The 20,039-nt window shown below is 42.0% G+C and carries 17 protein-coding genes and 1 pseudogene; 7 read left to right on the forward strand and 11 right to left on the reverse strand.

Annotated features, from left to right (window positions below; translation table 11 throughout):
- Window positions 1-44: 44 nt before the first annotated feature.
- Both tsf and rpsB read right to left on the reverse strand, forming a co-directional pair.
- A complete protein-coding gene (gene tsf, locus M1F03_RS14430) occupies window positions 45-896 on the reverse strand; it encodes a translation elongation factor Ts (RefSeq protein WP_154623753.1) in 852 nt (283 codons plus the stop codon).
- Window positions 897-1,041: 145 nt separating this feature from the next.
- On the reverse strand, window positions 1,042-1,767 hold the full coding sequence (gene rpsB, locus M1F03_RS14435) for a 30S ribosomal protein S2 (RefSeq protein WP_154623752.1): 726 nt from the start codon (window positions 1,765-1,767) through the stop codon (window positions 1,042-1,044).
- A gap of 594 nt (window positions 1,768-2,361) precedes the next feature.
- Between rpsB and map the strand changes: the two genes are divergently transcribed.
- The 4 genes from map to M1F03_RS14455 all read left to right on the forward strand — a co-directional run bounded on the left by map (window position 2,362) and on the right by M1F03_RS14455 (window position 7,574).
- Window positions 2,362-3,159: a type I methionyl aminopeptidase gene (gene map, locus M1F03_RS14440; protein WP_163862853.1), complete on the forward strand. Its 798-nt coding sequence runs from the start codon at window positions 2,362-2,364 to the stop codon at window positions 3,157-3,159.
- A gap of 183 nt (window positions 3,160-3,342) precedes the next feature.
- A complete protein-coding gene (gene glnD / locus M1F03_RS14445) occupies window positions 3,343-5,979 on the forward strand; it encodes a bifunctional uridylyltransferase/uridylyl-removing protein GlnD (protein ID WP_251464574.1) in 2,637 nt (878 codons plus the stop codon).
- A 52-nt stretch (window positions 5,980-6,031) separates the two neighbouring features.
- Complete coding sequence (dapD, locus tag M1F03_RS14450; RefSeq protein ID WP_154623749.1) at window positions 6,032-6,856, forward strand: 2,3,4,5-tetrahydropyridine-2,6-dicarboxylate N-succinyltransferase; 825 nt, start codon at window positions 6,032-6,034, stop codon at window positions 6,854-6,856.
- A 331-nt stretch (window positions 6,857-7,187) separates the two neighbouring features.
- Entirely contained in the window at window positions 7,188-7,574 is a 387-nt protein-coding gene (locus M1F03_RS14455; RefSeq protein ID WP_154623748.1) for a DUF3461 family protein, read from the forward strand.
- Window positions 7,575-7,634: 60 nt separating this feature from the next.
- Here M1F03_RS14455 and M1F03_RS14460 read toward each other — a convergent pair whose 3' ends face one another.
- The 3 genes from M1F03_RS14460 to M1F03_RS14470 are packed head-to-tail and all read right to left on the reverse strand — an operon-like array spanning window position 7,635 to window position 9,213.
- A complete protein-coding gene (locus M1F03_RS14460) occupies window positions 7,635-8,087 on the reverse strand; it encodes a flavodoxin (protein WP_163862854.1) in 453 nt (150 codons plus the stop codon).
- Between the two features lie 24 nt (window positions 8,088-8,111).
- Window positions 8,112-8,870 carry a tRNA pseudouridine(65) synthase TruC gene (truC, locus tag M1F03_RS14465; protein ID WP_154623747.1) on the reverse strand — a complete coding sequence of 253 codons (759 nt, stop codon included), beginning with the start codon at window positions 8,868-8,870 and terminating at the stop codon, window positions 8,112-8,114.
- A 7-nt stretch (window positions 8,871-8,877) separates the two neighbouring features.
- Window positions 8,878-9,213 carry a YqcC family protein gene (locus tag M1F03_RS14470; protein ID WP_154623746.1) on the reverse strand — a complete coding sequence of 112 codons (336 nt, stop codon included), beginning with the start codon at window positions 9,211-9,213 and terminating at the stop codon, window positions 8,878-8,880.
- A gap of 260 nt (window positions 9,214-9,473) precedes the next feature.
- Here M1F03_RS14470 and M1F03_RS14475 point away from each other — a divergent pair, with 260 nt between their 5' ends.
- Entirely contained in the window at window positions 9,474-10,388 is a 915-nt protein-coding gene (locus tag M1F03_RS14475; protein WP_196713512.1) for a VirK/YbjX family protein, read from the forward strand.
- A gap of 392 nt (window positions 10,389-10,780) precedes the next feature.
- On the opposite strand, the gene syd is transcribed toward M1F03_RS14475, so the two are convergent.
- Entirely contained in the window at window positions 10,781-11,341 is a 561-nt protein-coding gene (syd, locus tag M1F03_RS14480; RefSeq protein ID WP_154623744.1) for a SecY-interacting protein, read from the reverse strand.
- A gap of 156 nt (window positions 11,342-11,497) precedes the next feature.
- Between syd and queF the strand changes: the two genes are divergently transcribed.
- Together queF and M1F03_RS14490 are read left to right on the forward strand one after the other, a co-directional pair.
- Window positions 11,498-12,343: an NADPH-dependent 7-cyano-7-deazaguanine reductase QueF gene (gene queF / locus M1F03_RS14485; protein WP_154623743.1), complete on the forward strand. Its 846-nt coding sequence runs from the start codon at window positions 11,498-11,500 to the stop codon at window positions 12,341-12,343.
- A gap of 352 nt (window positions 12,344-12,695) precedes the next feature.
- A complete protein-coding gene (locus tag M1F03_RS14490; protein ID WP_004915371.1) occupies window positions 12,696-12,956 on the forward strand; it encodes a hypothetical protein in 261 nt (86 codons plus the stop codon).
- Window positions 12,957-13,029: 73 nt separating this feature from the next.
- On the opposite strand, the gene M1F03_RS14495 is transcribed toward M1F03_RS14490, so the two are convergent.
- From M1F03_RS14495 to M1F03_RS14515, 5 genes and pseudogenes are all read right to left on the reverse strand, one after another.
- Window positions 13,030-14,193, reverse strand: a complete 1,164-nt coding sequence (locus tag M1F03_RS14495) for a hypothetical protein (RefSeq protein ID WP_318839959.1) — start codon at window positions 14,191-14,193, stop codon at window positions 13,030-13,032.
- A gap of 69 nt (window positions 14,194-14,262) precedes the next feature.
- Window positions 14,263-18,441: a phage tail tip protein gene (locus M1F03_RS14500; RefSeq protein WP_318839960.1), complete on the reverse strand. Its 4,179-nt coding sequence runs from the start codon at window positions 18,439-18,441 to the stop codon at window positions 14,263-14,265.
- Window positions 18,442-18,493: 52 nt separating this feature from the next.
- A complete protein-coding gene (locus tag M1F03_RS14505; protein WP_251464577.1) occupies window positions 18,494-19,102 on the reverse strand; it encodes a tail assembly protein in 609 nt (202 codons plus the stop codon).
- Complete coding sequence (locus tag M1F03_RS14510; protein WP_251464578.1) at window positions 19,099-19,809, reverse strand: C40 family peptidase; 711 nt, start codon at window positions 19,807-19,809, stop codon at window positions 19,099-19,101. Before M1F03_RS14510 ends, M1F03_RS14505 begins: the two co-directional genes overlap by 4 nt.
- A pseudogene (locus M1F03_RS14515) lies at window positions 19,806-20,018 on the reverse strand (phage minor tail protein L); the annotation flags it as partial. The pseudogene M1F03_RS14515 and the gene M1F03_RS14510, both read right to left, overlap by 4 nt.
- Between the last annotated feature and the right edge of the window lie 21 nt (window positions 20,019-20,039).

Genomic DNA, 20,039 nt, shown 5'->3' on the forward strand with positions numbered 1-20,039 from the left:
TTAAAACAGAGCCGCCTATTGGCGGCTCCTTTAAAGCTGACGACTTATTTACTCATTGCAGCAACTTCTGCTGCGAAATCAGTTTCAACTTTCTCGATACCTTCACCCACTTCGAAACGGATGAAGTTAGTGACTTTCGCATTTTTCTCTTTCAGTAGGTCACCAACAGATTTGCTTGGGTCCATAACGAAAGGCTGGCCAGTCAGAGAGATTTCGCCAGTGAATTTGTTCATACGGCCAGTAACCATTTTTTCTGCGATTTCGCGTGGTTTACCTGACTGCATAGCGATGTCTAGCTGGATTTGATGCTCGTGAGCAACAACGTCAGCTGGTACATCGTCAGGAGTCACATATTCAGGCTTGCTTGCAGCAATGTGCATCGCGATGTGTTTCAGCAGTTCTTCGTCAGCACCTTCTGCTGCAACGAGAACACCGATACGTGCGCCGTGCAGGTAGCTACCAACTTGAGCACCTTCAAGGATCGCTACGCGGCGAATGTTGATGTTTTCACCGATTTTAGCGACTAAAGCCGTACGAGCATCTTCGAATTTTGCTTTAACAGCTTCAACATCTGTATTTTTGTCAGCGATAACAGAAGCCATCACTTCTTTACCAAATGCCAAGAAGCCAGCATCTTTAGCAACAAAGTCAGTTTCACAGTTCAGTTCGATCAGAGCACCGCTTTTGCCATCAGCAAAAACTTCTGCAAGGATAACACCTTCAGCTGCTACACGGCCTGCTTTCTTAGCCGCTTTAGCCTGACCTGATTTACGCATATTGTCGATTGCTAATTCGATATCACCATTAGCTTCAACCAGCGCTTTTTTACATTCCATCATACCTGCGCCAGTACGTTCGCGCAGTTCTTTTACCAATGCAGCGGTAATTCCAGACATGTGATTTATTCCTCGATATACCTCATAGGAGAATCCCTACAAGGATCATTCTGATTCAGATAGATAAAAAAGGGGCCAGATAGGCCCCCTTCTAACCATATAGCAATACCTGGTTTATAAGGGCTCTTAATTAGAGCAGGCCTTATTATTCAGCTTCTACTAAGCCTTCTTCTGCTTGAACAGCCAGATCCTGAGAACGACCTTCACGAACGGCAGTAGCTACAGCGCTCAGATACAATTTGATTGCGCGGATTGCGTCATCGTTACCAGGGATAACGAAGTCGATACCGTCTGGATCAGAGTTAGTATCAACGATAGCAAATACTGGGATACCCAGGTTGTTTGCTTCTTTGATAGCAATGTGTTCGTGTTCTGCATCGATAACGAACAGAGCGTCAGGTAAACCGCCCATATCTTTGATACCGCCTAAGCTGTTTTCTAACTTACCAAGTTCACGAGAACGCATCAGCGCTTCTTTTTTGGTCAGTTTGTCGAAAGTACCATCTTGAGACTGAACTTCTAAATCTTTCAGGCGTTTGATTGACTGACGAACGGTTTTCCAGTTAGTCAGCATACCGCCTAACCAACGATGGTTAACGAAATACTGATCACAGCTGTTAGCAGCTTCTTGAACGGCTTCGCTTGCTGCACGTTTTGTACCAACAAACAGAATCTTGCCTTTACGAGAAGCAATTTTATTCAATTCAGCCAGAGCTTCGTTGAACATTGGAACAGTTTTTTCCAGGTTGATGATATGTACTTTGTTACGAGCGCCGAAAATGAATGGTTTCATTTTAGGGTTCCAGTAACGAGTCTGGTGACCAAAGTGTACGCCCGCTTGTAGCATATCGCGCATGGAAACAGTTGCCATTTAATACCTCTGTATTTAAGTAATTGGGGTTATGCCTCCACGAATCCCATAACACCGACTCTAAAGCTGCGCCTAAACGCATAAGAGCACCCCGGTGCATGTGTCGACCCGTGTGTGTTATACACAATTGAGTTTAGTTTACGGTATTCCAAAACTCTAATCAGATAAGCTTCTTGGCCTTAGACCGAATAACATTTCGAATAGATAATGGATTTCCGGCGCGCTTTATACCATAAATCGGATTAATAAGCCAACTTTTGTTGTTTTTTTACTGTGCAAAAAAACCTAATTAACGGGCTTGAATGGCTGGGTAGCCTGACCAAAAAGTGTCACTGATTTGATTTTTTATCTTTCCTATTTTTGGCAATTTGTGCTACCCAAAGCTCAAAATGATAAACCGACTAAGCCATCCAGCGTACCCTAAGCCTATGCCAAGCAGCTAAGAGACTTTGATGTTTAGTTGGCAGAAAATGCGGTGCCTGATACCATATAATCATCATTGATGTTGAATAAATGGCGCTATTACCCATTTATTGACCTTTTTTTATTTAAACTATGTCACCTACCAATTGCTGACATAAATGGACTGAATTCATGGCTATTATTATCAAAACTGAAGAAGATATTCAGAAAATGCGTGTTGCTGGTCGTCTAGCAGCGGAAGTACTCGAAATTATTGCCCCCCACGTGAAACCGGGCGTCAGTACGGGGGAGCTTGACCGTATCTGCCATCAACATATTGTCGATGTACAACAAGCCATTCCTGCTTGTTTGAACTACCACGGTTTCCCAAAATCAGTCTGTATTTCAGTTAATGATGTGATCTGTCATGGCATTCCTAGTGATGATAAAATCCTCAAAGACGGTGATGTCGTCAATATTGATGTAACTGTTATTAAAGAAGGTTTTCATGGCGATACCTCGAAAATGTTTATTGTTGGCAAGCCAACGATCCAAGGCGAACGTCTTTGCCACATCACTCAAGAAAGCCTCTATTTAGCGCTACGCATGGTTAAACCGGGTATTCGCCTACGCACTTTAGGTAAAGCAATCCAAGAGTTTGTCGAGAAAAATGATTTCTCCGTGGTTCGTGAATATTGTGGTCATGGTATCGGTGAAGGCTTCCATGAAGAACCCCAAGTTTTGCACTACGATGCCGATGACAGCGGTGTTGTGCTGCAAAAAGGGATGGCCTTTACCATTGAACCTATGGTCAACGTTGGTGACTATCGCATCCGTACCATGAATGATGGTTGGACGGTAAAAACCAAAGATAGAAGCTGGTCTGCACAATATGAGCACACCCTCGTTGTGACCGACAACGGTTGTGAAATTATGACATTGCGTAAAGAAGAAGAGCCTTTTATCTCAGCGGTGTTAGTCAATGCTTAATGAATAATTAAATGAATTGTGGCATGCCATGCATATGGCAACGGCTGATGACCATGACATGTCACCTATTCATTTCCCCTACCAACGACTTCATGTGAAATAATTCAACTTCAGTCTGTTCATCCTCAACAATCCCCAGTAAGCTGTAAATTCCCCTGTTCAGGCTATCGATGCGGAAAGATAATGATGACACCTTCTCCTGTAGCGTTTTTATCACCTTCTTTATTTCAAGCTTCTGACCTTGAGCTACTTCGACTAAAACAACATGTAGAATCGTTCCATAATTACTTAGAAGAAGCCTTCAACCAAGGTGAATCCGCCATTGATTTGGTTCATGCCCGCAGTGATTACTTAGATGCCCTACTAACGCGTTTGTGGAAAGAGTATCAATTTGACCAACAACCAAATATGTCTTTAATTGCGGTTGGCGGATATGGTCGACATGAACTTCACCCGTTATCAGATATTGATATTTTAGTCTTAAGCGCTGCGCCCCTCGCTGACCACATTGCCCTGAAGGTTGGGCAATTTATTACACTTTTATGGGATCTAAAATTTGATATTGGCCATAGTGTGCGTTCGTTACAAGAGTGCATCGATGCTGGTATCGCCGATTTAACCGTCGCGACAAACCTGATTGAATCGCGCCTTATTTGTGGGGATATCACGCTTTTTTTACGCCTACAAAAAACGATTTTCAGTGACAATTTTTGGCCATCAGCCACCTTTTTTGCCGCTAAGCAAGAAGAACAACAAGAACGTCATCAACGCTACCACAGTACCAGCTACAACCTAGAGCCTGATATTAAAAGTAGCCCCGGCGGCTTAAGGGATATCCATACCCTACTTTGGGTCGGTAGGCGCCATTTTGGCGCTACAACCGTTGATGAGATGGTTGGGTTTGGCTTTCTCACTGAGGAAGAGCGTCAAGAGCTGAAAGAGTGCCTTGCCTTTCTATGGAAAATTCGCTTTGCTTTGCATTTAGTCGTCAAACGTTACGACAACCGTCTTTTATTTGATCGTCAATTCAGTGTGGCGCGCTTGCTTGGATATCAAGGCGAAAAAAACCAACCCGTTGAATTAATGATGAAAGATTTTTATCGTGTTACTCGACGTGTTCGTGAACTCAATCAAATGTTATTGCAGCTGTTTGACGATGCCATTCTTGCACTTAACCCAGATGAAAAACCTCGTCCCCTTGATGAGCAATTTCAATTACGTGGCCCATTAATTGATGTCATTGATGATATGCTGTTTATTAAACAGCCCGCAGCCATATTAAAAATGTTCTATTTGATGGCTCGCTACCCAAATATCACAGGAATTTATTCAACCACCTTACGTCAACTACGCTTTGCGAGACGTAATTTGACCGCCCCTTTATGTGAATTACCGGAAGCAAGACAACTATTCATTAAAATATTGCGCCACCCTAGAGCCATTAAAGGCGCATTTGTTCCAATGCATCTACATAGTGTTTTGAGCGCCTATACTCCGCTTTGGAGCAACATTGTCGGGCAAATGCAATTTGACCTTTTTCATGCTTATACTGTCGATGAGCACACCATCCGTGTATTACAAAAAATCGACAGCTTCACTCATGAAGAAAATCGTCGTAACCACCCTCTCTGCGTTAGCGTTTACCCTAAGCTATTACACCCTGAAACCTTGAGACTCGCGGCGCTGTTTCACGATATTGCTAAGGGGCGTTCAGGCGATCATTCCGATTTGGGCGCTGAATTTGTGTATGAGTTTGCTTTACAACATAACTTTCCACAAAAAGAAGCGGAACTGGCGTGTTGGTTAGTTAAAAAGCATTTATTAATGTCGGTCACCGCACAGCGTAGAGATATCCAAGATCCTGATGTGATTAAACAATTCGCTCTGGAAGTCAAAACGGTTCCACGATTGAATTACTTAATGTGTTTAACCGTTGCAGATATTTGCGCAACGAACAGTACCCTATGGAATAGTTGGAAACAGAGCCTGATCCGTGAGCTGTTTCTTTCAACGGAACATCAACTCAATCAAGGTATGCAAAGCACACCTGATTTACGTGAACGTATTCGTCACCATCGTCATCAAGCATTGGCATTACTGCGCCAATCACCCATTAATGAAGAAAAGCTGAACAAATTATGGTCTCGGTGCCATGCCGATTATTTTCTACGGCACACTCCATCACAACTGGCTTGGCACGCTTGTCATTTATTAAAACATGATCTTGAGCAGCCTCTTGTATTGATTAGCACACAACCTAAACATGGTGGAACTGAAATTTTCATTTGGTGCCCAGATAAACCTCACCTATTTGCAGCGGTTGCTGGGGAACTTGATAGGCGCAATCTCAGTATTCATAGCGCGCAAATTTTTACCAATAAAGATAATATGGCAATGGATACCTTTGTCGTATTGGAACCTAATGGTGCGCCATTATCGAAAGATAGGTATGAGCAAATCCGTAAAACGTTACTACACGCGGTTCAACAACCAGCTGTACCATTGCCTCAGACACGCACTCTACCTTCAAAACTACGTCACTTTACGGTTCCCACGAAAGTGAATTTTTTACATTCCACCAATGAACGTCGCAGTTATATGGAGTTATTTGCACTCGATCAACCTGGCCTACTCGCCCGAGTCGGTCATGTGCTAGCGCAGATGGAAATTTCACTGCATGGTGCTCGGATCACAACCATTGGCGAAAAGGTAGAGGATTTTTTCGTGCTGGCTGATAAAAATCACAAAGCTCTCGATAAAAAAATGCAACAAGAGTTATCAGAAAGGTTGACAGAAACCCTTAACTCGAAGGATAAATGATAGGCCATAAAGCAATATTATTACTCGTGTTCTTAAAGGGGAAAAACAATCAATGCAGCATTTACAAGCCATCATTGAACAAGCATTTGAAGACAGGGCTGCCATTACACCGTCTACGGTAACACCCGCTGTCCACCAAGCAGTTACAGAAACTATTGCCCTATTAGATAGTGGCAAACTTCGTGTCGCAGAAAAGATCGCTGGCGTTTGGGTCACCCACCAATGGCTGAAAAAAGCCGTATTACTTTCATTCCGCATTCATGACAATCAAGTGATTGATGGTGCTGAAAGCCGTTATTTTGACAAAGTTCCTATGAAGTTTACCGATTATGACCAAGCTCGTTTTGAGCGTGAAGGTTTCCGAGTCGTTCCGCCGGCAGCGGTTCGTCAAGGCGCTTATATTGCCAAAAATAGCGTATTGATGCCTTCTTATGTCAATATCGGTGCCTATGTTGATGAAGGGACAATGGTTGATACATGGGCTACAGTGGGTTCATGCGCTCAAATTGGTAAAAACGTCCATTTATCTGGAGGTGTGGGTATTGGTGGTGTGCTTGAGCCATTACAGGCAAATCCAACGATTATTGAAGATAACTGCTTTATAGGCGCTCGCTCTGAAGTTGTTGAAGGCGTCATTATCGAAGAAGGTTCTGTCATTTCAATGGGAGTTTATCTCGGTCAAAGCACAAAAATTTATGACCGTGAAACGGGTGAAATTCACTACGGACGTGTACCTGCTGGCTCAGTTGTTGTATCAGGCAACCTGCCATCTAAAGACGGTAGCTATAGCCTTTATTGCGCTGTTATCGTTAAGAAAGTCGATGAAAAAACCCGCGGTAAAGTCGGTATTAACGAGCTATTAAGAAGCATCGATTAATCCTTCCTCCCTATATGGCTAGAGAGAAAAAGACCTCCTCTACCCAATCTAAAAAATGATAGACCTCTTTTTCTTGTGAAGAGGGGTTTGTCAATTTTCTGATTTCGCGCATAATATTAGCTTAGCCATTGTCAGGCTTTTTAGCATATAAACTGTATGATTTTATTTTTTGCCTAGTAAAAGCGCTTATTACCTGCATATTGAAGTATTGTTGACTTTAATATTGGCGTTTTTAATTTATGCCCAAAATAGAATAATATTGTTCCAGTCGACAAGGCTATCGCTCTCTGTGTCTCTACAAATTTTGGTTTCCTATAATTCGGTGAATAACATGTATGATAATCTGAAAAGTTTAGGTATTAGCAATCCTCAAGACATTGATCGTTACACGCTACGCCAAGAAGCAAATAACGACATTTTGAAAATCTATTTTCGCAAAGATAAAGGGGAGTTTTTTGCGAAAAGCGTGAAATTTAAATATCCACGCCAACGCAAAACAGTCGCGGCAGCTGATGGCAGCAACAATTTCAAAGAAATTAACGAAATTAACTCTAATCTTCGCTATGCGATTGAAGAATTAGACCAAATTTGCAAAAACGACACTAATGATATCGACTTGAAACACAAAATTTTGGATGACTTACGCCATCTGGAACATGTCGTATCCAATAAAATTGCTGAAATTGAAGCTGACCTTGAAAAATTAACTCGCAAATAGTTTTTATACGCAAGTTTCAGATCGTTACTGCACCGAGAAATATTTTCACGGTGCAGACATTTACAACAATTCTCCCCAAGACTGAATCCACGGCTTAGCATATTCTTCTGGCACATCGTCTTCCATTGCGTCGATCAACAGCACATCACCGATTCGCGTTCCTGATTGCTCAGTTAATAACTCATCAAAGCGTGTTCCCGCACCACAAAAGTTGTCATAACTACTGTCACCAAGCGCAATTACGCCGTAACGCAGTTCGGGTTGATAGCCTACAACATCTTGAATTTCATAAAATAATGGAGCTATCGTATCAGGTAAATCGCCTTGTCCTGTTGACGATGTTATGACTAATGCGATCCCTTCACCTGCATTATATTGTTGCCAATCACTCAATGTTGGCTCATCAAAAATAGTGACTTCGTGACCCTGTTGTTCCAATATTTCTTGAGCCGATTCCGCAACTGCTAAGGAGTTTCCATAAACAGTACCTACAAAAATACCAATTTTTGACACGAACACCTCCTATTAACTCAGTACCTACATGGATGGGTTCATCCCACTCATTCCCAGTTTATTAGCCTCATTTTGCCAGCCAAACTGATTTATCAATGACAACCATAACGCATCCCACTGCGCAACAAGTGATAGGCGTTCTCCGGTAATGGGATGATCTAATACTAACTGGGTGGCATGTAACATGAGCCGTGAAACGGCAAAATTTTCGCTGACACCGCGATTTTGACGCAAATCACCATGTTTACTGTCACCAATAATAGGGTGACGAATATGCGACATATGTCGCCTTAATTGATGTTTACGACCTGTTTCAGGTTTTAGCTCTAACAGGCTAAAGCGAGCTGTCGAATAACGCCCTATCGCAACGGGGCATTCTACTCGTGCAATTGGCAGGCAATGCGTAATACATTCCTGCAATGCAGGCTCTTTGGTTGCATGCTTATCTGCAATTTTATCCAATTGTTCAAGCAAGGGATAATCAATGGTTTGTGCTTCTTCAACATAGCCGCGAACCACGGCATGATAAATTTTTTCAATCTGATGTGACTCAAATTGCGTCGCCAACTGCCTCGCAACCTCACTTGAGAGGGCAAACAGTAACACCCCAGACGTCGGCCTATCAAGACGATGAACTGGATATACAAATTGGCCAATTTGATCACGTAAGGTCTGCATGACAAAAACCGTTTCTTTGCTGTCTAACCAGCTACGATGGACCAACATTCCGGCTGGCTTGTTCACCGCGACTATAAACTCATCTTGATAAATAATTTCTAACATCAATGAGTTACCTACCTGATTGGCTGTTAAAAAAACTATCTAACTCACGAAGATGCATAAGTAATAATTGATATTGTTCTTCTTCATCATGCTTATAAGCCTCTTCAAAATAAGGGGCAATAGCAAATGCGCTTGGTAAAACCGCGCCTTGCTCAATGATGGCATATAAACGCGGGATCAAAACCCATTGCAACCATTCAATCGCTTCCATCGTATCAATTGAAAAAGGCTCAGTGCTTTCAAATGCTTCAGGACTTGGCGGTAATTCCCGCCAAAGTGCTTTTGACTTCATTTCTTCTTCAATATGACAAAGCTTTTCAATGATACGTTGTTCAATATTCATATAAAAACTCACTTAATAAACGTAGTCTGAAATATACGGCATATTGCTCATTAATTCTGTCGTAAATATGGGGTGCAACACAATCCCAAATCATCAATCACTATCAAAAGCACAATCACTGTTAATTAAAAATTTACATTTCAAGCCCTTTTGTCAGTTTATTTAAAGTTTATTTATCTATTGTTGTAGTTAATAAGTATATGATTAACGTTTTTTGATTCTCTGAATAAAAAATAGTCAACGATAAATATGGTTTATATATGGGCTTATTGAAGCAGTGGCGTAAACAAAATAAATTTTGGCAATCTATTAATAATAGTTATGTACAGTTAAAACGACAGGTACGTATTGCCAAACTCCCCTCTAAACCTTATCAGCAATTCCAAATGATGTGTGAAAACTACACTTGTGCTCGCATGTCTAAACAATTCGACAATATCCCTGATTTTGCTGAACGCCCTTTAAATAAGTATTTACATCGCGAGTGGAATGGGAAGCAGAAGTTACTCACCGCTAGCCATACCTTAGAGCAGATAGAAAAAACATTCACACTTGAGGCCATTAAAGAGATGTTCTCAACAGAACGTCAAGGTCTTAAAGTTGCAGATATTGAATTAAAATCAGGTGATTATGCACAGTTAAGACTCGTATATTCTCAATATCCTCGAGAGGGTGACTTGACCTTACACCTGCTTAATGAAATGGGTGACGATATCTATTTAATGAGCTTTTCGTTTGGAACGGAAGGGCAACTTTATATTTGCTCTCTGCAAGGGCCTTCAACAGAACAGAGCACCGAGCAAGTTAAATCAATTACTAAGCAAATGCATGGCATGCGTCCTAAAAACCTATTGATGTCATCTATTTATGCTGTTGCCGCTTTTTTCCATTGCACATCAATAATGGGTATTTCAAATAACTGCCACATCAAACGTCAGCATCTCAAGTCAAGCTATGACCACTTTTGGCAAGAGTGTAATGGTGTTATTTCCGCTGACGGTTGGTATCACTTGCCTTTAACTGAACCCGTTCGCGATATTGAATCGGTAAAAAGCCAGCATCGCTCCGCATTTCGTAAGCGCGAGGCATTAAGAGAGGCAATGTACCAAAGTGTTTTAGGCTCATTGGCCGCATACTCAGTTTCCTCAAATCGTAATACGAAAACACTCAATTAAAAAAAAGCCAGCCAACAATTGGGTTGACTGGCTTATCTCATGTTTTAAATGGTATACAGCATCCTGCAAAAAACGACTTCCTGCCGTTCGACATCCTGTCTTCTGTAAACAGTTTAGTGAGTCACCTCACTTAGCCATCCTTGACCGCTGTTCTACTGGTAGAAAACGAAAACCCTGTCTTCACACAGCCAATTAAGAATGTATTAAAAACACTAATGAAACAACCTAGTAAAACAAACTAAATAATCGCTGTAAAACTTGAGTTTCTTTAATTGATAGTAACTACATGAAATTAAATATTAAATAATACCGATTTAGATAAATGAAGAAATTTAAAGCGCATTTCCTAATTAATTTGTAAGTTATTTCCTACAAATTCTATCTATAGCTACTTACGCTAATGGCTCTACCACTGGCGATAACTGCTGAATAAAATGGATAAGATCAGGTGCCAATACTTGTTTTTCCTTACTGCCAAATTTTTCTAAAATAATTTCCCCTGTTAAATTACATAAAGAAATCATTTCTAAATCGGACTCTAATGTGGCTATAAACAGTGTGGGGGATAGTTTTAAACGCTTCTGGGTCACTAGGTGCCCAATTAAATTTTCTTGTAACCGTATAAAATCATCCTCATTCCACACTTGCACTAGATTCAGCGTATGACCTTGGAACTGCGCTTTCATATCTCCAGCCAATTGAGTTGTATAAAAAGGATGGATCATCGGCTGTAATTCAATATCGAGTGCAGTCGCCACTTTATTTAAATTTTTATCTTGTAAAGAAAATGATTGAGGCTCCCAATAAACCCAATTTTCACCTGTACGAACGATACAAGGTGAAGGAACCCCATATAGATCGCTAGAAGCAGGCGGTAAGCCTGTTTGTGCCATCCATTTGCTCACATATTGTTCGGTAAACTGAGTCAGTGCTTCAGAGACTGTTATATTCATAATTATTTCATTGTCTAATGATTGGATTTAATTGAAATAGCGGTAATATCACTAATAAGTGATATTATGACAGAAGTTAACCAATGAATGAATTGCTCTTATTTTTAGCTGCTTATAGTAGGTCGCTATCTCAGTAAATGAAGTTTAAGGATCAATATGTCACAATATCAAAATAACCCAGCGCTGGATAAACTGACTCTCGGAAAAAAAACGGCCTATTATGATCAATATGATCCGAGCCTGCTTCAAGCCGTTCCTCGTAGTCTAAATAGAGATCCATTGAATATTCATGCGGGTAACCTCCCCTTTCATGGTGCTGATATTTGGACCTTATATGAGCTTTCTTGGCTAAATAATAAAGGTGTACCGCAAGTGGCTATTGGCTCAGTGCATGTTGATGCGCGAAGTGAGAATTTGATCGAATCAAAAAGCTTCAAGCTCTACCTGAATAGTTTTAACCAAACTCGCTTTGAAACTTGGGAAAATGTGCGAAGCGTTTTGCAAAACGACCTCTGCAATTGTGCTAATGGGGAAGTTAGCGTTACACTCCATAAACTAAATGAATTTTCACAGTGTGCGATTAGCCCATTCGACGGGATCTGTATCGATGAACTCGATATTGAAATTAATCACTATGAATTTAATCGTGATTACCTAACACATTGCACAGAAAATGAACTTGTGGAAGAAACACTGGTTAGCCACTTATTAAAATCAAATTGTTTGATTACTAACCAACCCGACTGGGGTTCAGTACAAATTCATTATCGTGGCCCTAAGATTAACCGTGAAGCTCTACTACGTTATTTAGTCTCTTTCCGCCATCATAATGAGTTTCATGAGCAATGTGTCGAACGTATTTTTAATGATATAACGCAATTGTGTAAACCCGAAAAACTCAGTGTTTACGCGCGCTATACTCGCCGAGGTGGTCTCGATATCAACCCATGGCGTAGCAATACACAATTTACGCCCGACGTAGGACGTTTAGCACGGCAATAAGTACTTTAAGTTCATTGTTATATTTTTATATCAAGATCCCTTTGGGATAAAGGAGAGTTACTTGATTACTCATATCAGTCCATTAGGTTACCAAAGCAACAAAAAGCATTAAATATCAATAGCTTAATTTATTATCAGTTCATTTTTCATACTACAAAACACTACATTTCATTCTAAATGAATCAATAAGTTACCCCTTCATTTCGAACGAAAAAGAGGGGTAATTAACCCCTCACCTCTCATTTTTGCGGCACAGTTCGTCACAGTGATATCTGATAACATTACGACCAATATTGATATCGCGCCATTGTCTGACTGCTTATAATTAACTCCAGACTTTATTGGAGGGTTTATGACCAGTACGCAACTTATCTTACTCGCACTTACTTGCATCAATGAAAATAGAGAGCCGTCTCACGCTGAACAATCACGTATCTATGTTTTCTATAAAACAGAGATAGATGACAAGGCTATTTCGATCAATGAGTTTATACTCTTACTTTCTAATTCATCTTTGTACTGCCAGATAGAGCAACCAAAAAGAGCTCCAGTAATTGAGTTCATAGAAAGTTATCTAAGCAGTTCTGCTGATAAATCACACGCAAGAAAGTAGAATAATCATGCACAATCTCGCAAATCTAACTCAGTGAGTAAGAGATTTCCGCGGGGGTATACAGCAAAGAAGATTAGATGTCTTCCTCGGCTTCAATTTCGGCGTTCTTAGCCTCCTCCTCCGCTTGCCTCTCCGCCTCCTCTTTCGCCAATCGCTCGGCTTCTGCTTGCTTGAGGTTGTAGATGGAATTCACCGGCATTTCGACACGCATATCTATCCAACGAGACTCGGGAACGTCACACGGCTCATAGTTTTCGTAGTAAACGGGGTTGCCGTCTTCATCAATGTGCTTGATGCGCTTGTTCTGAAAACGCTCCGGTAGGTCAGCGTTCTGTTGGTGAAAAACAAAAACTTCAATGTCACCATCAGGTCTCACCTCATAATCAATAAGCACCATGTTTTTACCATTATGGTCTTGAGGAATAACAAAGCCGTTATTGATACCCCATGCTCCATCCGAGTTAAAACCGACAACGCCTTTAATTAAATAGTGCCCTACACCAAGGTGCTCCATTTCAACGCCTTCTGACTCTTCGTTAAGCTCAATGTGATCAGCAAATAATTTCACAATTGGGGACGCCTTTTTAACAAATCCATTATTGTCAGTGGTGACTCCTGTTAAGCGATCATAAGGAATATTTCCAGCAACTAACGTCCCTTTGGTGCTAAAGCTCCACAACCAGCTGTTAGCTTCATTCGACCACATACCACTGACACCAGAATTTTGGATGATTAAACCGTATATCTCATTCGGTCTTATTGAACATTGATAGCTTGTTGTTGTGTACTTGGTGCCATCGGCATAATTCCCAGCCACTTGCTTCCCATCTAGCTGCTTATCCATCTCTTTCGCCGTTCTCAGCTGCTGTGTTGTGCCATCGGGTAACGTCACTGTAATTGTACCGCTTTCTGTAGCCCATCGATTTAAGATATCGCTGAACTGCACATTCGCAACGTTCATTGCTACAATCTTGTTTGCTGCATCTGAAACTGAGTTCACCATCGTTGTCAGTATTTGATACGGCGCATTGCTCACCGATGCAGGCACAGGGAAACTCAGTGTTATCTCTGTGTTGCTCTGAATAGACGCAATGCTGTTGATATAAATCGTTGCGCCATTTTGAATTAAAACAACCTGCTCTGCGGATACTCGCGAGTTGTTATCTTTCCACTTTGTGCCTGTGCCAATTAATTTTGTGCTGTTTGCTGTCGTTGTGACTGTTCCTACGTTGTACATAATATTCTCCGAAATTTAGATACAAAAAAACCGCACTAGGCGGCTTTTGTTTTTGTGGGGATTTTTTATTTAATAAATAACTTCATCTGTTGATGGGAAGACAATAACTCTAGCGCGCATAATGAATCGAGTCGTCTCATTTCTGAATTGAGGGATGCTTATTCCGATTGATGATTCGCCATCGCCGGAGGGCACGTCGACAACAAACTCATTCAGTGCATAGAAATCACTCTCAAGTAAATACGCGTTTGGCCTATTCTGCTTGATGCCATCTACATAAATATCACACAACCCCATATTATTCCCGAGTGATGGAGCTCTGTACGTCATTGCTGCTCGGTTTGGTGTTTTAAAGCCAGTATGACCAGGCACCACATCAATCGGTGTTAATGCTCCCTGTACCCATACATGACATTTTTGAGAGCGTTTTTTAACTTTAAAAAGCTCAACAACGTGTGAGCCAAACCAACTTTTATTTATATAGATATCTTTTGTAACTGAAACAATGTTTCCTTTTATGTTCTCAGCATAAATAGTTCCGTGCACATCACAGTTTTTAGCAATAACGACATTATTAAATGTTCCACTTGTCGCATTAATTTCCCCTCTTGCTTTGATGTTTTGAAATTCAGCAAAACCATTTTTATTGATGTGCCATCCGACCTCACCTGCTTTATAGTTATCTGATTGAATAACATTTCCAATTTTAGCATTAGTAATCGAACCATCTTGAATAAAACCCGAGCCGATGAATACTTGTCCGTTAACCACGGCAAATGGAGTAACAAATTGACCATTGGCATTATTAAAAATAATAAACTCATCAGCGGCAAAAGCGATTTGTGTAACAACTTGTCCGTTTTTAACCTGCGCACTCATCATCATTTTAACATCGTAGTATTGCCCGTTATGCAATACACCCGCTTTAATGCTGAAGTAAGCGCGAGAGTTCCCCTGCTGATCTACAGATGTCTCCGCACGTTTTTCAATCGCTGCTTTATTCTCTCCAATTTCAGACTTGATAAGCTCGTTAATTTCAGCTTGTGATTTTTCATTGTCAGAAACAGTCTTCTTGAGCGTTGTGATGCTCGAATTAACATCATCAAACTGAGTTTCTAGCTTCTCAATTGATTGTGCAAAGGCCTGAAACTTGTTTGCTGTCACAGTATCAAGTCGAGTTATCGACGCCTTGATTCTGAGTTGCTCAGTCGCTTGATTGCCGTATTCTGCTGTCAGCTGCATCCCCATTTCTGCTAGTGAACTTTCAGCATTAGCAAGTGAGCGTGATAACTGATTAATTAACGCTTCATTATCAGTAAATCGAGATTCGGCGGTCTCAATATGTTTCGTTTGAGTTTCATCAACTTTAGCTATCGCCTCTGATTGGTCTGTAATACGAGCATCCATCGGCCCTAACTTGTCATCAACTTGCTTAATCTCAGCTTTGACTTGCGATATGTCTTTTGCCGTTGACTTTTCAAGTGTTGACACTGATTCTTGCACTTTTAGAACAGCCGATGAGGTTTGCTCGTAGTCGGTTTTAACTTGCTGCTGCCAGCGTGCTAGCGCCTCCTGGTCTGAAATTCGCACTTGCTCAAGACGGAATATTTCAGACCTGCGAGTACCTTCCTCTTCTAGTAAGCGAAATGAGACTTGATTCAACATCACAGTGTTGTTAAGTGTCGCTTCTGCCGCTTGCTCAAGTTGCAGCTGAACATTGGATTGATTAAAGTCAATCTGCTCTTGCAGTTTCTGGCCAGCTTCGTTGGTGAGGAAGGTGTCGCCAACCGCGTCCAGAATACCCTCAACATCCGTTGATGATTCACCAAGAACAACACTCGTCCACTCGGATTGATTGCCTGTCTTATCAACTAAACGAGCACGAAAGTAGAAGCGCGCACCTGCTTTAAGGCCAGACATACGATAGGATTTGAGCGGATAAGGTACATCAGCCAGCAGTTGCATAGATTCAGTCGTGTTTTCAGATGAATATTGCAGCTCTGTTTTTAGCGTGTCGCTCGTGTTCGCATCAAAGCCCCAATTGAGAGTAATGCCCCAAACCTCAGAAGTAGCGCGTAAATTTAAGGGTTTTGGTGGATTACCTTCTTTTCCGTTGAGTTGAGTTTCTTCCGCATTAGCCCACACGCTGGAAATTTCAGACGCATTAATCGCACGTACGCGAACTTGATAACGGCCTGCATAAATGCCATTAACTTCAAAACCCAGCGTTGATGTACGCGGGGCATTTATCCAGTTACCGTTGTCACGACGCCATTCCGCCTCATACGCAATCGCACTTTCAGCCGCTTCCCAATCGACCCTTAGCGTTGTAAATGCAATGCCTTGGTCTACTTGTGTGTATGAAGAAATACGAACATTTTTAGGCGCTGGCTGTACTTTGGGTGGTATAACGGTAATGGGTCTTTCGTCAATACGTGCACCAGCATCGATATGATCATAATTATCAGGATTGTGAATCACGCCCGATATGGTGTAAGTATTGTCTCCATTGTCATTGATATTAACGACTCGATATAGCTGAATAGCCAAGTCGTCAGAGTCAACAACCCACACTGCCTCTTTTTGCGGCGCCTGTGAATATTCAACAGAAACGGTGACAACTTTTTGATTCACTGACGTAACAGTGCGCCCTTCTGATTTACCATCGGGCAAGTTCACAATCAGTCTGTCACCAGCTTTAATTGAGGTGGTTCTATCAAGCGTGATCTTACGCTCATCAACCGCGGAAATGCGGCCGCCAGTGTCACGACCTGCCAATGTTGAATCGGCTAACCCGATAATATGACCAGGAGAAGGTATCGCGCCTTCAAGACCTGTCGCAAACGTGACCATACGATCATTCGCGTTCGTCAATAATGCCCAGCGACCACGACGATTGGCTTCACTGCGACGGGTACAGCCAATCGCAGATAACTCTGTTTTTCTCACACCATATCGACGCTGAAGTTTTAAGTCCGCGACGGCTTCAACATCATCATTGCTGTGGTTATCAATATCGGTAAAAGAAACTAATGCCTGAGTATAACGATTTTGAATGCTGCCACCTGAATAAGCTGGTTTACCACCAACAATATTTGCATTGGTAAACGTGCGAAATATAGGTTCAGGCATATCTGCAACGGCATTGACTTTGTTATCTGCCCAAAACGTCATACCTCTAAATATCGCAGCAATATCACGTAAAACGGTATAGGCAGTCTCTTGTGATTGAATATACACATCACACAAGAAGCGAGGCTCTTTGCCGTCACCACCTCGTCCGTCAGGAACTAACTCGTCACAATATTGTGCTATTTTGTATAAATCCCACTTTTCAATCTGCGAAGCTTTAATACGATCGCCGCACCCATAGCGGTTATTTAAAACCAAGTCATAAAATACCCATGCAGGGTTATTAGTCGCAGCTAACTTAAATGTGCCATCCCATACCCCAGAATAGGTCCGGTTAATTGGGTCATAGTTCGTTGGCACCTTGACCAGTATTCCCCCTTTGGGACGTACGCTGATTTTAGGTATGCGGTTATTAAATTGACGGGCATTAAATGTAATGAATAACAGAGCCGTATTCGGGTAGCGTAACTTTGCGTCAATCACTTCCGTGATGGCTGCAATGCTTATTTTATCAGCGATACGTGCATTGTTTTGATTTTTTGTTAATCGACGGACGCGAACCTGCCAACCCGTATTTGCTTTAGGCAAGTCAATGCGGTGTGAGCGTTGGTATTCACTAGTTGTCTTACCGTCAAATGCCGATTTGATAATTTCTTTATAGCCTGAGCCATCTGTCGATAGTTCTATAACGTAATCAATGCGATAGCCTGTAGTGTCGCCGTTATCGTGCTGTTGCAACAGTTGAGGAACAGAAAAGCGAACGCGAACCGCCGACAACTGGGTGTTGTTGATGCTTCTTACATATGGTTGATCATCTTTAAGTTCTATCCCTACCGCAATTTCATTATCAACAGAAGGAATACCTTGAATATATTCTTGATGCTCACTGCCTGGTCTAAACTCTAAAGTAACGCCTTCAAAGTTCTTCGAGCCATCAGCGTTGGCGATCGGGGTATCATCAAGAAATACACGCGTCTCATCTAACCCGCCCGCAATTTCCCCTTCTGAAATCGCCAGTAAAATTTTCGCGGTTGATTCCGCCAATAAACTATCGGGTGACTCGACGGGCGTATGTCCGCCTCCTCCGCCCCCTTTTGCACCTTGAATTTTCACCATATTTCACCCATAAAAAAAGCGGCCATTAGCCGCTATGAAAGTTTAAAGTTATTTACTGCTGGTCTTCGGTATATATCCCTGCTGAAATAATAGCGCCGCCGATTTCGCGTCGGTCTAGTCCGTAAAATAACGGTACTGGGTTACCTTGTGCGGTAGTATTTACCGCCCCACCGAATGCATAGGAGGGTTTGTTATCCGCATCTTGACGCATAGATATCCCTCTAGGCTGCGGTGACAGCATTTGCACTACCCCACCAAGAGCCATCGCAGCACCACCCATCGCCAGTGCCCCGCCCCATGTGCCAGCAGCAGTGAATGCCACAGATAGGCCACCAGATAAAAACGCCGCTGCACCGATCATGGCCACACCTAAAATAGTTTGGAAAAATCCGCCTCGTTTACTACCTTTAATCACTGGCGCTATGCGAATATCTTCGCAGGTATCAAGGTGCAACTCATCTTCACTAATATTGCGCTTACCTTTAAATACGGCAAACTCCAGCCCTTTGAGGTGTGCATTCGCAAGGAATTGCTCAAAGCCCTCATAGAGCACTGATAAAGCTTTGATGGCTTCACGAGGGGAATCAATCGCTAATTTATGTTCTCGCCCAAACAAAGTACCGAGTTGACCATAAAGGCGTACCGTTTTAAGTTCACTCATGCCAATTCTTTCCTCCGAACAATTTTAACCGTCCGATCACGCCAATAATCGCTGTATGGAACAAGTCGACTCAGTTGACCATATAGATGATGAAGTAACATACCGTCGACTATTACCCCTGCATGGTTGGGAACGTCAGCTTGCACTTGCATAATGACCATATCGCCATCTTTTAAATCACCAGTGAACTCCACAAATCCTTCCTTTTCCCAATTATCCATATACAGGTTTTCGCCTTCTTCCCACCAGTGTCGTTCAACGCTGTAGTTATGCAACTCAATGCCGTGCTTTTGTCGGTAGTAGTCCATAATGAGTGACCAGCAATCAGCATACCCCAGTACAAATGGCCGCCCTTCTAATTCGCGCTCACCTCGAGGCTGAATAATTCGCAAGTCACCTTCTGGCCATGATGCAATAACCCACGGCAATCCCGTTGCATCACACTGTAATTTATCTATTTCGCTAGGTTGAGTCGTTACACCATCACCGCAATGGCTGTGCACAATTGCTATTGGCTCACCCCAGTCCTCAGCAAGAGCGTAATCTTCTGGCGACAATTCAAAATGTTCATCGGGGTTATCAGAAATGTTACGACAGGGGAAATATTTTTTGACTCGGATTTTTTGGCAAATAACACCACAGGCCTCTTTGGGATATTCAGCTTTCACATGCTCAAATATCAGTTCAGTTAATTTTTTTGTGATCATCGTATTAACCCTGCTGCTGGGAACCCACCAAAATCCAAGGGTTCATTCTCACCAAAGCGCTTTTTACAATCACTGATAAGCCCACCACATTTATCTAGTGATGGATCATCGACAGGCTCACCCCGTTCATTGAAGTATTTATTACCCGAATAGGAACACCCATTGCCACTGCGGTAATCCCCTTTCATGCACCAATAGCACAGATTATGTTGTAATCCCCCCACTTTTCA

Origin of the sequence: Providencia sp. PROV080, from assembly GCF_033688105.1 — a bacterium.
Classification (GTDB): Bacteria; Pseudomonadota; Gammaproteobacteria; order Enterobacterales; family Enterobacteriaceae; genus Providencia; species Providencia zhejiangensis.